Source organism: Rhodococcus sp. KBS0724 (assembly GCF_005938745.2).
GTDB lineage: Bacteria > Actinomycetota > Actinomycetes > Mycobacteriales > Mycobacteriaceae > Rhodococcus_F.
Genome location: NZ_VCBX02000001.1, coordinates 6,089,398 through 6,103,667 on the forward strand (window position 1 = coordinate 6,089,398; position 14,270 = coordinate 6,103,667).

The window sequence follows — 14,270 nt, forward strand, 5'->3', positions numbered from 1 at the left end:
CAATGTATCGTTTGGGAAACCAGCATCAAGGAGGTACGGATGACGGATGTAGACACCTCCCCCGCGAAACGTGTCACAAAACGTCGAGGTCAAACGCGGCAGCGACTGCTCGACGCCGCAGCCGATGTTTTTGGCGACCAGGGATTCGGGCACGCAACCGTCGAGCAGATCTGCGAACGAGGCGGATACTCACGTGGCGCCTTCTACTCCAACTTCGACTCCCTCGATCAACTGTTCTTTGCCATGTGGGAACAACGGTCTGCGGCGATGCTCTCCGATCTGAGGTCTGCCACTGCCGCAATCACCACCGAGTCGCTCGACATGACTGCCGTCGTCGCACGCATTGTTTCCGTGGTCCCGGTTGACCCCCAGTGGTATCGGATCAATGCCGAGTTCACAGCGCACGCACTCCGCAACGACGCACTGCGAACCGCATTGGCCGACCGCGAAGACGCGATACTCCACACCCTGCTTCCCCTGGTGGAGTCCGCACTCGGCGACGTCGGACGGCGCATCGTGGGAGACCCGACCGCAGTGGGCCGCGCTCTCGTCGCCGTTCACGACGGCACCAGCGTCCAGTGCCTCGTCGATCCCGACACCGACGCTGCGTTTGCCCTTCGCCGAGACATCTTTACTCGAATCCTGCTGTCCTACACCGAACCAATCCCGCCCCACCCATCATCAGAGGAGTTCTCATGAGCGAACATGCTGACGTCATCGTTGTCGGGGCCGGACTTGCCGGCCTCGTCGCCACGTACGAACTGACCCGGGCAGGACGCAAAGTCCTTGTCGTGGAACAGGAAAATGCAGCCAACCTCGGCGCTCAGGCGTTCTGGTCACTCGGCGGACTGTTCCTTGTCAACAGTCCGGAACAACGCCGACTCGGCATCAAGGACTCGCTCGACCTCGCCATGCAGGACTGGATGGGTACCGCGGCCTTCGACCGTGATCGCGAAGACCACTGGCCCCGCCAATGGGCCAAGGCGTACGTCGAATTCGCGGCCGGCGACAAGCGCCAGTACCTGCACGATCTGGGGCTTCGTCTGATGCCCAACGTCGGCTGGGCCGAACGCGGACGCGGAATGGCTCTCGGGCACGGTAACTCAGTCCCCCGATTCCATCTCACCTGGGGAACTGGCCCCGGAGTCCTCGATGTCTTCCTGACCAAGGTCATTGCCGCCCAGAAACGCGGACTGGTCACGTTCAAGCACCGCCATCAGGTAGACCAACTGGTCGTCACCGACGGTGCTGTCACCGGCGTTCGGGGTACCGTTCTCGAACCTTCGAACACCCTTCGTGGAGTAGAGAGTTCCCGTACCCCGGTCGGCGAATTCGAATTCGCCGCGCAGGCAGTTGTTGTCACCTCCGGCGGCATCGGCGGCAATTACGAACTGGTGAAGAAGAATTGGCCCGAGCGCCTCGGCAAGGCTCCCGATCACATGCTCACCGGCGTACCTGCCCACGTCGACGGCCGCATGCTCGAGATCACCGAGTCGGCCGGCGGCAACATCGTCAACCGCGACCGTATGTGGCACTACACAGAAGGAATCCAGAACTGGAACCCCATCTGGCCGAACCACGGAATCCGCATCATCCCCGGCCCGTCGTCGATGTGGTTCGATGCCACCGGAAAACGTCTACCGGTGCCCAACTTTCCCGGTTTCGACACGATGGGAACCTTCAAGTACATCCTCGACAGCGGTCACGAGTACACGTGGTTCATTCTCGATCAGAAAATCATCGAGAAGGAATTTGCGCTCTCCGGTTCGGAACAGAATCCGGACTTCACCAATCGTGATTTCAAGCTCCTCCTCGAACGCATCAAGAAGGGTGCACCCGGCCCCGTCGAAGCCTTCAAACAGAAGGGCGCGGACTTCGTGGTGCGCAACAACCTTCGCGATCTGGTCGACGGCATGAATGCCCTGACGGATACACCGCTACTCGATTTCGAGGACATCGAGCGCGAAATGATCGCCCGCGACCGCGAGGTGGACAACAAGTACAGCAAGGATTTCCAGGTCACCGCTATCCACGGTGCCCGTAATCTGCTGGCCGACAAAATCGTGCGCGTTGTTGCGCCGCACAAGATTCTGGACCCGAAGAACGGCCCCCTGATCGCAGTCCGGTTGCACCTGCTCACTCGAAAGACCCTCGGCGGCTTGGAAACCAATCTGGATTCGCAGGTCATCAAGGCCGACGGCAGCGTCTTCGACGGGCTTTACGCAGCGGGCGAGGTTGCCGGCTTCGGCGGCGGCGGTGTCCACGGGTACAGCGCTCTGGAGGGAACCTTCCTCGGCGGTTGCATCTTCTCGGGCCGCGCGGCGGGCCGCGCGCTGGCGCGAGACCTGTAGCGAACCTATTACACCGGCTCCGAGATCGTACGGTCTCGGAGCCGGTGCTCTACAGCGATGTCCCGAACAGCATTCCGAGTAGATACGTTGCCGCCGCAGCGCCGTAACCGATCGCGAGTTGGCGTAGAGCCCGCTTGAAAGGCGGACCGCCGGAGAGCAGTCCCACGACAATGCCGGTGCTCAGCAGGGCAATACCCACCAGAACCGAAGCCACGATCAGCGCCGTCACACCTTCCAGCCCGAACAGGTAAGGCAACACGGGAATGATTGCGCCGGAGGCAAAGAAACAGAAACTGGCGGCCGCAGCACCCAATCCGGTGCCGACAGACTCGTGGGTGTCTTCGACTTCCGTCGTACCGAAGTTGTTGTGCTTCAGTACGTCCGCCGCTCTCACTTCGGCTTCTTCTGCCGTCATGCCGCGGGCCCGGTACACCAGAGCCAACTCGTTGGCGTCGACGTCGAGCAATCCGACGGCGTCGCGCGCGTCGGCCCCCGGAGTGGATGCCTCCAACAATTCACGTTGCGAGCGGACCGAAACGTATTCACCGGCGCCCATCGACAGTGCGCCAGCAAGTAATCCGGCCATACCGGTAAGCAACACGATCTGATTCGAGACGCCGCTGCCACTGATACCGAGAACCAGGGCCAAGTTACTCACCAGACCGTCGTTTGCGCCGAACACAGCCGCACGGAAGGTCCCCGACAGCCGATTGCGCCCTCGAGTCGCCAGCGCGCGCACCACTTCCTCGTGAATCTTTTCGTCGGCACCCATCGAGGCAGTTGCATCGGCGTCGTTCGGGTAAGGCGATCTGGTCTCCGCGCGTTGAGCAAGCGCAAGAACGAAGACCGAACCGAATCGGCGGGCGAGGAACCCGAGGATACGAGTGCGTATGTCGCCGGGCATCGGCTTACCGACATGTTCGCCGAGGAGGGCGCGCCAGTGCGCTTCATGCCGACCCTCCGCTTCGGCGAGTGCAAGGAGGATCTCGCGTTCCTCTCCGGTCCGCCGACCCGCGAGGTCGCGATACACGGCGGCTTCGGCCCTTTCGTCGGCAAGATAGCGTCGCCAACGCTTGATGTCTCGAGGGTCAGGATCAGGCCTCGCGTCCGGAACTGTCGGCATCGAATCTCCTCACGTTCGTCGGGTGAAGTAGCGCACTCACTTGCCGCATTCCCGCACATCCCAGCCCAGATTCGGATATACCGGACACACATGTCGGCTGGCCGGAGGAACGAACCATGAATCCCACAGTAATACGTCGGATCGTCGTCCTCGCGGCACCGCTGATGGCAATTGCCCTCGTCAGCGGTTGCGGATCCGACAGTTCGGACACGGCCACGAGCACTACCGTTTCCACCACTACCTCAGCGCAGCCCACGTCCGCAGCGCCCGGCCCGAGTCCGGCAACAACAACACACGCAACCCATTCGGCTGCATCAAGCACGCAGGTCAGTCCCGAGAACTGCACGGTCGCAGAACTGAGCGTGACCCTTGGACAGGCAAGCGGCGCCGCCGGTTCCACCGAACTACCGGTGGTCTTCACCAACACCAGCACACGAACCTGCACCCTCGACGGGTTCCCCGGCGTTTCCTACGTAACCGGCGCGGACGGCAATGAAGTGGGCGCAGCGGCAACGCGCACGGGATCCGGATCTGCGGTCTCCCTCGCACCGGGTTCCACCGGAACCGCCTTGGTTCGCGCCACCAACGTCGAGAACTATCCGGCCGACCAGTGCGGTGTCACCGACGTCGCGGGACTACGGGTGTATCCGCCCAACTCCTACGATGCGGTGTTCCTCCCCTACCCCACCAAAGGTTGCTCGATGACCGGCGCGAATATCAATCAGCTGGCCGTCGCACCGGTCACCAGCTGATGGTTACGGCTTGAGGCGTCGCAGTCCCCAGAGCGCCGGGATCATGAAGATTCCTGAAAGAACCAGTGCCAGAGCTGCTTCCGTCAACTGGAAACGCCGGAACTGATCGGCCGAATGGTAGCGGATCTCACGGTGGTCGACGCCCTGTCCTTGCAGGCAGACCTCCATCTCCCGGTCCCGCTGCGCCTCTAGTTCATCTATCCGGAGCGAGTACTCGGCACCTGTCTCCTCGGGAAGCTGGTCGTACGGGTTCTCGTCGCCCGATCCACCCCACGTGCACTCGTCGTAGCGAACGTCCACGAAATTGCCGCGAATATCGACGTATCCCTCGTCGATGTCCCAACTCACTCCGGGAAAAGAACCACCCTCCGTAGCCGTGTAGGTAACTGACCCATTGATGGGAGTTACGTCGACACTCAACGGCGCATAGTGGGGCCTGGCGACAAATTGAAACAGCGCCAGAACGGTGACTGCGCCGGCAATCGTCAGCGCCATTGCACCGATCGAACTCCGCACCAGCAAGGCAAGAGCCGCCCCGAGCACCAACGCCATGAATGTGTAAGCACCCAAGGCCAATCCACTGGACTGGAAGATCGGATAGGACAGGTTCGAGTAGTAGGGGGACATCGAACGGCCGACCACCATTGCGTAATTACGACCTTCGCCTGGTATTCGGGTCCACTCGAGCACAAAGCCGAGCAACGTCGCAGCAGCAGTCACCGGTACAAAAACCACCAGGACTCTGCTCCAGAACCAGCGCACCCGGCTTACGGATTGGGTTAACCCCAGAACATGCGTGCGTTGCTCGATGTCGCGAGAAAAGACCGTCACGCCAACCAGCGCCCCTAGAAGCACCGGCAGCATCGTCGCGATAATTGTCACTGCAGTGAGCGTCGTTGCGGCCAGACAGACGGCACCGACGTCAGCACCGAAACATCCCATTGACCCGAAAGCGTCAGCATAAGGATCGCGTTTGACCACAATCCCACTGACTAGTGCTGCAAGAGACAGCGCTGCAATGATTCCCAAGGAGACTACAAGCGACGTCCGATGATGACGCCAGGTTACCCAGATCATGCCGGCACCTTCGCTTCCGCGCTCAAATGCCCGAGCACCAAATCGTCCAGAGTTGCATCGTCGAGCGTCCAGCCCGGTCGTTCCTTCGGCCGACGCCCCTCGACGAGGTGTGAATTCCGGCGGAGTCCTTTATCTGTATGGACAACAGTGCCGACACCCACCACGTCCGACGGATCGCCGTCTCCAACCAATACGTAATGGGCAGAGACCAATTCATCCAACGATCCGGAGAGTCGAGCATTTCCGTTGCCGAGAAGAAGTAACCTGTCCGAGACGTCGGCCAGTTCGGAAATGATGTGCGAGGACAGCAATACCGTGGTTCCGTATTCGGCGACATCTTCGAGGAGCGATGAAGCCACTGCTCGCCGTGCGATCGGGTCCAGATCTGCCAGCGGTTCGTCGAGAAGCAAGAGCCTCGGTCTGCGTCCGAGCGCCAAAGCCAGTGCCACCCTGGTTCGTTGACCGGGAGAGAGCGTCTTGGCCTTCGCGTCGAGTGAAATGTCGGCACGTTCCACGAGGCCGAGCGCGTACTTCGCATCCCAATTGTCGTTGGTGTAGGCGCCAAACCGAAGTAGTTCCGCAACAGTGAATTTCGGATACAGCGGCTTGTGCTGCGCCAGATAGGCCAGGCCCGGACTGATGCCGTCGCGACTCGGAGTGGCGCCAAGCACGGAAATCGCACCATGATCCGGCGTCGTCAATCCCACCGCCAGGGACATGAGTGTGGACTTGCCTGCACCGTTGACGCCGACCAGGGCGGTGATGCTCCCGGCCTCGACTTCGAAGGTGCATGCGTCGAGCACCTTCTTGCGCCCGAAGCGCTTGTCCACGTCTGCCATGGTGAGCACTGATTCTTGCTCGGTCACGATGTCTCCCCCTCAATCTCGAACAAATCAGATTCGATGAACTCACGCTCGAGTTCCATGTCGACAAGTGCCTCGATATCGGTGCGCTCGAGACCAGCGGCCACCGCGTCACGCACCCACCGAGAAAGCTCTGCCCGCAGAGCGGAGTTCTCCACCATGCCCGGCTTCGCGAGCGACTTGATCACGAACGTCCCCAACCCCGGCCGCGGCGCGACAAGACCGTCTCGCTCGAGTTCCTTGTAGGCCTTCAGAACAGTGTTGGGGTTGATGGCAAGAGCGCCCACAACATCCTTGGCGGTAGGCAGACGGTCACCGACCTGTAGGTCGCCGAGCCGCAGTGCCTGCTTCACCTGCACGACCAATTGCACGTAGGTGGGTATGCCGGATCGGCGGTCGATACGGAAGTCGATCATCCGAACCCTTTCACTAGTTCATTAGTGGAATAGATGTTTACCGTGCCTTTGCCGCTCGAGTCAAGAGAGACCGCCCCTGTAAAGTGCAGATGCCCCGGATTTCCGGGGTGCCACGCTGCTTGTGAAGTCCGGTGAGAGCCCGGCACTGTCGACGCAACTGTGAAGTCGTCCGCGTACCCGCGGATGAACGAGTCAGGTCACCCAGTCTCGTGGCGACACGATGGTCCTCGGACGAAGGACGCTCGTGCAGCCCAGCCCTCCGGCCGTGCCGCATGTCGACTTTCTCCGCACTGATGGAGGGGTGGCTGTGAGTATTCGGCCGACACGCACGTTCCGATCGATCTTTGCGGCGCTGGCGGTGAGTACGGCGCTGCTGGCCGGAGCCTGCAGCAGTTCCACCACCTCCGACGCCCCCACCGCATCGGCGGTCTCCGACGGCGTATTCCCCGTGACGGTGGAATCCGGTCCCACCGGCTCCAGCACCGACATCACAATCGAGTCGCGACCGACGTCGATCGTCTCGCTCAGCCCCAGCGCCACCGAGACGCTCTGGGCCGTCGGTGCGGGCGATCAGGTCAAGGCAGTCGACAACCAGTCCGACTACCCGGCCGGTATCCCGGTCACCGATCTGTCCGGCTTCTCCCCCAACGTCGAAGCCATCCTCGGCTACGCACCCGATCTGGTTATCGCGTCAGACGACATGAACGATCTTGTGTCCGGGCTTCAGAAGGCAAAGGTACCGACGCTTTTGCTGCCGGCGGCAACGAGCATCGACGACGTCTACGCACAGATCGAGCGCGTCGCGACCGCAACCGGCCACGAGGACCAAGGCGCCGAGGTGGTCAGTGACATGCGCACCGAAATCGACGCAGCAGTGGCAAGTGTTCCGGCCCGCCAGCAGCCCCTCACCTACTTCCACGAACTCGATTCGTCGCTCTACACGGTGACGAGCACAAGTTTCATCGGCCAGATCTACGGCCTGTTCGGCATGAAGAGCATCGCCGACGCGGCCGCTCAGGGCGATTACCCGCAACTGTCGGCGGAGTTCGTGGTTCAGGCCAACCCTGATCTGATCTTCCTGGCGGACTCGCAGTGCTGCGGTGTCACCGCGGAAGCTGTTGCGGCGCGGCCCGGTTGGAATGGAATGACGGCAGTGACCGGCAACCAGATCCATGTTCTCGACGAAGACTTGTCCAGTCGATGGGGACCGCGCGTCACCGACCAGGTGAAGGCTGTCGCCGCGATTGTGGCGCAGGTTCCGACGGCCTGAGTTCTCTGATGCCCAAAGCCGGTCTCGCGAACCATCGAACCACCGCGCTGGTCGGTGCCGCACTCATTCTGTGTGCGGCACTGTTGATCGGCATTCTGGTGGGACCGGCGGGCCTTACCCCTGATCGTGTCATTCTCGAACTGCTCGACGGGATTCCGGGCGTCGACATCGATTCCGGACTGACCGTTCAACAGCAGGCAATCCTCTGGCAGATCCGACTTCCCCGCGTTGTCCTGGGAGCGCTGGTGGGAGCGATGCTGGCCGTCGCGGGTGCCGCGTATCAAGGGGTGTTCCGAAACCCGTTGGCAGATCCCTACCTTCTGGGCGTTTCCAGTGGTGCCGGGCTGGGTGCAACATTGGCCATCGTCTCCGGCGGCGCCCTGGGGATGTTCGGAATCCCCATGGCCGCCTTTGTCGGCGGCGTTCTGGCCGTGTTCATCACCTATGCTCTGGGCCGCAGTATCGGCGGCGCCCAGAACGCGGTCGTCATCATTCTGGCCGGCGTTGCGGTGGCCGCCTTCACCAACGCCGCCCAAACTTTTGTGCAGCAACGGTTCGACGATTCACTGCGCGAGGTCTATTCGTGGTTGCTCGGCGGTCTGTCGACGGACGGATGGTCGGAAGTTCTTGTTGTACTGCCGTACGTGATTGTCGCCTCGGCAGTCATCCTGATTCACCGACGGGTGCTCGACGTCATGGCTGTCGGCGACGTCGAGGCGGCCAGCCTCGGCGTGGATCCCGCCCGATCTCGGCTCGTCCTGGTCCTTGCGGCAACACTCGGAACTGCAGCGGTGGTCAGCGCCAGCGGTCTCATCGGCTTTGTGGGAATTGTTGTTCCCCATGCCGTTCGACTGGTGGCAGGACCTTCACACCGCCTGCTTCTCCCGCTGTCGCTGATGCTGGGTGCTGCATTCCTCGTCCTCACCGACGTTGCCGCCCGATCATTGATGTCCCCCGCCGAACTTCCGATCGGCGTGGTGACGGCCATGATCGGCGCTCCGTTCTTCCTGCTTGTCCTGCGCCGCAGCCGAGTGTCGTCATGACCGAGTTTGCCGTTCACTGCCACGACCTTCGGGTTGTTCTGGGTGGCAACAACGTTGTCGACGGAATCGGTCTCGACGTTGCAGTAGGTGAATGGGTTGCCGTCGTGGGGCCGAACGGCGCCGGAAAAACGACGCTGATGCACGCACTCGCCGGATTGATTCCGTCTGCCGGCCAACTCACCGTCTCCGGCCGTAACCCTCGAGATGCCGGTCGTAAAGCCATGTCTCAAGTTGTCGCGTTGATGCCACAACGGCCCGTGGTTCCGGAGGGTGCAACGGTCACCGAACTCGTTGCGCTCGGTCGAACTCCGTATCTACGACGCTTCGGCACGGAGACCGCCGCCGATCGGCTGGTGATCAACAACGTCATTCAGCGCCTGGACCTCACGGAGTTTGCCGATCGGCGGGCAACCGAACTGTCCGGCGGCGAATTGCAGCGAGTGGTTCTGGCCCGCGCGCTCGCGCAGGAGCCGAAGGTCCTGCTCCTCGACGAGCCGACCAGCGCCCTCGACATCGGACACCAGCAGCAGGTCCTCGACCTGGTGGAGACAATGCGGTTGTCGGACAACATCACCGTGATTGCCGCGATGCACGATCTCACTCTCGCGGGCCAGTACGGATCGCGCATCGTATTGCTCGATCGAGGTCGCGTGGTGGCAGACGGACCACCGGTCGACGTTCTCCGGTCCGATCTCCTCGGCGAGATCTACGGCGCCCGCGTCGAGGTTCTCGATCGACCGAGCGGACCCGTCGTGGTTCCGATCCGCGAGAAGGACGACCGCTGATGGAACTACTCATGCTGGGCACCGGCGCCGCCGACGGTTGGCCCAACCCCTTCTGCGAGTGCACATCCTGCACCGCCGCGCTCGCAAGCGGCACCGTCCGAGGTCACACAGCGGCCTTGCTGGACAATCGAATCCTGCTCGACTGCGGTCCGGAAGTGCCGCGCGCCGCTTCCCGATCCGGCCGCACTCTCGCCGCAGTCGAACATATCCTGCTCACTCACTCGCATCCCGATCATCTCGGTCCGATGGCGCTGCTCTTCCGGTCCTGGGCCGGCCGCACCGAACCACTGCAGATCCTCGGGCCACCCGACGCCCTTGATCTCTGCCGCGACTGGGTGGGGCCACACGACCCGGTCACCTTCACTCCGCTTGCCGCCGGCCAATCGATCACGCTGGGTACGTATGACGTTCGCACTCTCGAAGCGACACACGAAGTTCCGACCCTGCTCTACGACATCACCGACCAAGCCGGTACCCGCATCTTCTGGGCCACCGATACCGGCCCCCTCGCACCGTCAACAATCGCCGAGCTCGCGAACGCCTCGTTCGACGCCCTCTTCCTCGAAGAAACCTTCGGGTTCAAGACCGATCACGACACCGGGCACCACGATCTGCCCAGCTTCGCCCGGACAGTCGCCGCCCTGCGTGAGGTCGGCGCAGTCACAGACCGAACCGACATCGTGGCCGTCCACCTCGGTCACCACAACCCGCTCGAACACGAACTGTCCGCAGAACTCCACCAGTCCGGTGCACGAACAGTTCTCGACGGCGCAGCGCTGCACATCGGCTCGCCGGCGCCTGGCCGCACTCTGGTTACCGGTGGCGCCCGGTCGGGCAAGTCCACCTACGCCGAAGCACTACTGTCCGGGTACCGGCACGTCACATACATCGCCACCGGAGATCCGGACGACGACGATCCCGACTGGACGGAACGGGTCGCGTCACATCGCGCGCGGCGGCCGGCAACCTGGACAACACTCGAAACGGTCGATGTAGTCGAAATACTGAACAGTGCAACCGAACCCGTACTGCTGGACTGTCTGGGCACGTGGCTGACCGCACGGATGAATTTCCGCGATGTCTGGATGGACGGCAACACCGCCGCGGTTCGCGAAGACATCGATCAGTTGGTGGCAGCCTGGAAGTCCTGCCCTGTCCCGATCGTCGCGGTCACCAATGAAGTCGGCAGTGGAGTTGTTCCGGAAACCAAGTCCGGCCGGCTCTTTCGCGACCTGCTCGGTATGCTCAATGCCCGCATCGCCGATGCGTCCGAGTCGGTTGTCCTGATGACCGCTGGATTACCCACCCGTCTACGCTGACGCCTCAGATCAGTCCGGTGAGACGCCGAGCGCAATCGAGCAGAAAGCCCACCAACTCTCGGTCTTCCACAGTGACACGCTCACAGGAACCCTGGATACACAGTCCGCCGGCCACCAGGTCGGCACGATCGCGAATAGGCACCGCCAGCGCCGACCGCCCGAGCCGAGATTCCTGATTCTCGAATGCAAACCCCTGCAATCGAACCGAACGCAACTGCTCCGCCAGCTTGTCACGATCACCGATCGTGAACTCGGTGAGTCGACGTAGCTCCAGATCGACAAAAAGCCGCTCGTCGTACGCCAGCAGGAGTTTGCCCAACGCATTTGCATGGATGTTCTTCGAGAGAGTCGTTATCCCGATTATCTCGTGATCGGGGTCCTTGTCGATGAATCGGAGTCGCCCGGCGTTGAACGACGCAACATGCAGTCCGTATCTCGTGTGGGTACGCATGTCTTCGACTTGTTCGTGGAGTGACGGCGCCGGGCCACTCGTTGTTGCAGCATGCGATAACTCAGCCGTACGACGACCCAATGCAAAGCCGGATAGATCCGGCACCCGGACGAGGAATCCTTCTGCCACCAACAGATTCAGCATGCGATATGCAGTGGCCGAGGGAACCCCGGCGAAGGTCGCGATCTCCTTCGCGGTTGTTCCCGGTCCCAGATGCGCAACTGCCTCGAGCATCCCGAGTGCCTTTTGAACCGCTTTGGGCTGCTGCCCACTGAAGTGCGATTCTTCGCTGGTCCGTTTGCCGGGTCTGGTACCGGTGGTGGCGCGGTCGGCGCTCACTCGCCCCACTCCGGTAGGTCACCATCTGTAGCAGAACGATCCGGGACCAGACGGCGTCGGCCGTCGTCGCCGATGAGAAGTGTGCCCGCCCCTGGCAGGAGGTCCGCTGTTTCGAGGCTGTCGAAAGCCCCCACCGCCGTGAGACTCTCAGGACGCACACGTCGGAGAATTGCACTCCAGATCACTCCGGACACTGCGAGCGCTCCAGCGGCACACGGCAACGCCCAGATTCCGTGGACGACACCGTCGAGAATGATGTACACGAGTAACCCGGCCCCGGCGACGCTGACCGACAGCGTGCACAGCCGGGTCACCGATGTGTGCTCGCCGATACGGTGCAAGAACTTCCAGGACGCGAAGGCCACCAACGTGTACGCGCAGACGAGGGCAATTTCCACCACTCCGTCGAAAGAGCCCGAATCATCTCTCACCGCATCGGAAAACAGAAGAACACCAACTGTGCTGACCGAGACAAACGTGAGGACCGCAATGTAGGGGGTTCGGAAACGACGGTGCATCCGAGCGAGCGACGACGGCAGCACCCGTTCGATGCCCATGGAGTACAACAGCCTCGAACCCGCTTGTGCGCAACCGAGAGTGCACGCCAGCCACGAGCACGTCATACCGATCTTCACTGCCAGCACCACCCCCGCGCTGGCACCGGATGCCGTCCCTTGGAAGTACGCGCCGACGATGGTTGCGCCGTGCCCCGTCATTGCCGCCCACGCGGCGAAAACGAACAGTGACCCGCAGATGATCGGCGAAATCAGCACTGTGCGTGTGACGGTGATCAACGGGCGCTTGGCCTCGGGCCCGAAGAAGGCTGCACTCTCGAATCCGGCCATGCTCAGAACAGTCAGCATCGCCAGAAACGGAACCACACTCAAGGACGGATTCGGCAACGACACAGTTGTGGTCGTGTCGGTGCGGGTTGCCAGCATCACCGCGATGATCAAGATCAGAGAACAGCTTTCGATCACGAGAATCGCCCGGGTGGCAAACCGAACACCTCGCACTGCTATCCAGGCAACCGCGAGGGCAATCACAACGGTCACGACTGCCGTCGCGAACGGACCACCGACATTTGTACCGATGAGCGAAATCGTGTCCAACAGACTGGGAACCGCTTGGGCGAACACCGATATCGAGATACCGAGATATCCAAGGACCAACGCGGCTCCTACCAAAAGCGCGCTTCGTGTTCCGGTACCTTGGAAAACGAAACTGTAGAGCGAACCGGAAGCCGCCAGCCTGCGGGTGAAGTGCGTGATGCAGAGTGCCACCAGAAAGACCGCCGACGTCGTCGCGGCGATAGCAGCCAAACCTGCGTACCCGGGGCTGTACGTGATCATCCACAGCGCGATGAACACCATTCCCGTAGCCGGGGCAATGGTAGACAACGATTGGCCGAGAAGATCGATCGGCGTCAGCCGCCGTCGCCCCAGACCGCGCAACGGCGAATACACCGGATCGCTGCCTTGATCCGCACTCTGTGCTCGCGCGAGTGCCGCGCGCAACGCCTCCGTCACGGCCATGTCTCACCGTCCGTCCGTTATCCGATTCACCGATTTCGGTCAAGTTAGTCCGCATATGTTTCCGCGCAGTTTCCACCGTGGCGCGCAGTCGCGATTCAAGTGGGAATGCATGCGCCCGAGACAACTCCGCCGGGTACCTCCACAGCGCTACACCAAGCCGGTCCCGCGCCGAAGAAACCGATTGACCTGCACAGATATCGATTCTCACCCACGTTGCGCATTCCCAGTTGCCAATCCCACGGACGTATCGGTTCCGAAGCATGTTCGCCGCATCACCGATGCAGGATGTGTCCCACACACCAGCGCTTGCCGACCTGAAAGGGAGGAATCATGGACTTCACCATCGCTGCCGTATCGGCGATCATCGGGTTTGTCCTACTGCTCGCCGGCATCCCCAAGCTGACGGACTACGACGGTGTTCTGCGTTCCGTACGTGGATACAAGGTCCTTCCGAACGGACTGGAAGGACCGGTGGCCCGGGTACTTCCCATCGCCGAGACCGTGGCGGGCGCACTTCTCGTGACGGGCATTGCCCGGCAGTGGGCGGCCGGCGTTGCCACACTCATGTTCGCGTCGTTCTTTGTCGGCCTCGTCGTCAACCTTGCGCGGGGTCGACGCGACCTCGATTGTGGATGCTTCGCATTCGGCATCGGCGAGATTCCGCGCATCGGATGGTTCCACGCGGTACGTGCCGGAATCCTTGCCGCTGCGTCACTTGTAATCGTGGTGCTCGGCAGCTCCGCGAGCGCGGGCGTGCAGGCAACGGCCGCCGCGCTCGCACTCCTCCTGGTTTTGGCGGGCGTCGCCGTCGCGCAGATCCGATCCGTCGTTCATTTCGGCAAGCGCCCGGTCGACGACTACCTCTCGAGTGCCTCCGTCCGACTGCGTGCCGCCGGCGCCACGTCTCGGTACGGCGTTTGACCTTCTCCCTATTCACCGACTGCGC

Annotated in this window: 14 protein-coding genes; 8 read left to right on the forward strand and 6 right to left on the reverse strand. The window is 62.1% G+C overall.

Annotated features, from left to right (window positions below; all coding sequences use genetic code 11):
• Positions 1-39: 39 nt before the first annotated feature.
• Entirely contained in the window at positions 40-699 is a 660-nt protein-coding gene (locus tag FFI94_RS28045) for a TetR/AcrR family transcriptional regulator (RefSeq protein WP_138870696.1), read from the forward strand.
• Positions 696-2,351, forward strand: a complete 1,656-nt coding sequence (locus tag FFI94_RS28050; protein ID WP_138870697.1) for an FAD-binding dehydrogenase — start codon at positions 696-698, stop codon at positions 2,349-2,351. The genes FFI94_RS28045 and FFI94_RS28050 overlap by 4 nt, the downstream gene beginning before the upstream one ends.
• 49 nt (positions 2,352-2,400) lie before the next feature.
• Here FFI94_RS28050 and FFI94_RS28055 read toward each other — a convergent pair whose 3' ends face one another.
• On the reverse strand, positions 2,401-3,474 hold the full coding sequence (locus tag FFI94_RS28055) for a VIT1/CCC1 family protein (RefSeq protein WP_138870698.1): 1,074 nt from the start codon (positions 3,472-3,474) through the stop codon (positions 2,401-2,403).
• A 116-nt stretch (positions 3,475-3,590) separates the two neighbouring features.
• Here FFI94_RS28055 and FFI94_RS28060 point away from each other — a divergent pair, with 116 nt between their 5' ends.
• Positions 3,591-4,226 carry a DUF4232 domain-containing protein gene (locus FFI94_RS28060; RefSeq protein WP_138870699.1) on the forward strand — a complete coding sequence of 212 codons (636 nt, stop codon included), beginning with the start codon at positions 3,591-3,593 and terminating at the stop codon, positions 4,224-4,226.
• Positions 4,227-4,229: 3 nt separating this feature from the next.
• On the opposite strand, the gene FFI94_RS28065 is transcribed toward FFI94_RS28060, so the two are convergent.
• The 3 genes from FFI94_RS28065 to FFI94_RS28075 are packed head-to-tail and all read right to left on the reverse strand — an operon-like array spanning position 4,230 to position 6,582.
• A complete protein-coding gene (locus tag FFI94_RS28065; protein ID WP_138870700.1) occupies positions 4,230-5,303 on the reverse strand; it encodes an ABC transporter permease in 1,074 nt (357 codons plus the stop codon).
• Positions 5,300-6,169 (reverse strand): ATP-binding cassette domain-containing protein, encoded by an 870-nt coding sequence (locus tag FFI94_RS28070; protein ID WP_138870701.1) that lies wholly within the window; start codon positions 6,167-6,169, stop codon positions 5,300-5,302. The genes FFI94_RS28065 and FFI94_RS28070 overlap by 4 nt, the downstream gene beginning before the upstream one ends.
• Entirely contained in the window at positions 6,166-6,582 is a 417-nt protein-coding gene (locus FFI94_RS28075) for a GntR family transcriptional regulator (RefSeq protein WP_138870702.1), read from the reverse strand. Before FFI94_RS28075 ends, FFI94_RS28070 begins: the two co-directional genes overlap by 4 nt.
• Positions 6,583-6,889: 307 nt before the next feature.
• Between FFI94_RS28075 and FFI94_RS28080 the strand changes: the two genes are divergently transcribed.
• From FFI94_RS28080 to cobU, 4 genes are read left to right on the forward strand one after another with little or no spacing between them, the layout of a single operon-like run.
• Positions 6,890-7,852: an ABC transporter substrate-binding protein gene (locus FFI94_RS28080; protein ID WP_138870703.1), complete on the forward strand. Its 963-nt coding sequence runs from the start codon at positions 6,890-6,892 to the stop codon at positions 7,850-7,852.
• Positions 7,853-7,860: 8 nt separating this feature from the next.
• The gene (locus FFI94_RS28085; protein WP_138870704.1) at positions 7,861-8,895 is read left to right on the forward strand and encodes an iron ABC transporter permease; all 1,035 of its coding nucleotides are present in this window, start codon (positions 7,861-7,863) and stop codon (positions 8,893-8,895) included.
• Complete coding sequence (locus FFI94_RS28090) at positions 8,892-9,680, forward strand: ABC transporter ATP-binding protein (RefSeq protein WP_138870705.1); 789 nt, start codon at positions 8,892-8,894, stop codon at positions 9,678-9,680. Before FFI94_RS28085 ends, FFI94_RS28090 begins: the two co-directional genes overlap by 4 nt.
• Positions 9,680-10,999 (forward strand): bifunctional adenosylcobinamide kinase/adenosylcobinamide-phosphate guanylyltransferase, encoded by a 1,320-nt coding sequence (gene cobU / locus FFI94_RS28095; protein ID WP_138870706.1) that lies wholly within the window; start codon positions 9,680-9,682, stop codon positions 10,997-10,999. The genes FFI94_RS28090 and cobU overlap by 1 nt, the downstream gene beginning before the upstream one ends.
• A gap of 4 nt (positions 11,000-11,003) precedes the next feature.
• Here cobU and FFI94_RS28100 read toward each other — a convergent pair whose 3' ends face one another.
• Together FFI94_RS28100 and FFI94_RS28105 are read right to left on the reverse strand one after the other, a co-directional pair.
• Positions 11,004-11,789 (reverse strand): IclR family transcriptional regulator, encoded by a 786-nt coding sequence (locus tag FFI94_RS28100; RefSeq protein WP_138870707.1) that lies wholly within the window; start codon positions 11,787-11,789, stop codon positions 11,004-11,006.
• Positions 11,786-13,324, reverse strand: a complete 1,539-nt coding sequence (locus FFI94_RS28105) for an APC family permease (protein ID WP_138870708.1) — start codon at positions 13,322-13,324, stop codon at positions 11,786-11,788. Before FFI94_RS28105 ends, FFI94_RS28100 begins: the two co-directional genes overlap by 4 nt.
• A 330-nt stretch (positions 13,325-13,654) precedes the next feature.
• On the opposite strand from FFI94_RS28105, the gene FFI94_RS28110 reads away from it, so the two are divergent.
• Positions 13,655-14,245 carry a MauE/DoxX family redox-associated membrane protein gene (locus tag FFI94_RS28110; protein ID WP_138870709.1) on the forward strand — a complete coding sequence of 197 codons (591 nt, stop codon included), beginning with the start codon at positions 13,655-13,657 and terminating at the stop codon, positions 14,243-14,245.
• Positions 14,246-14,270 lie beyond the last annotated feature (25 nt).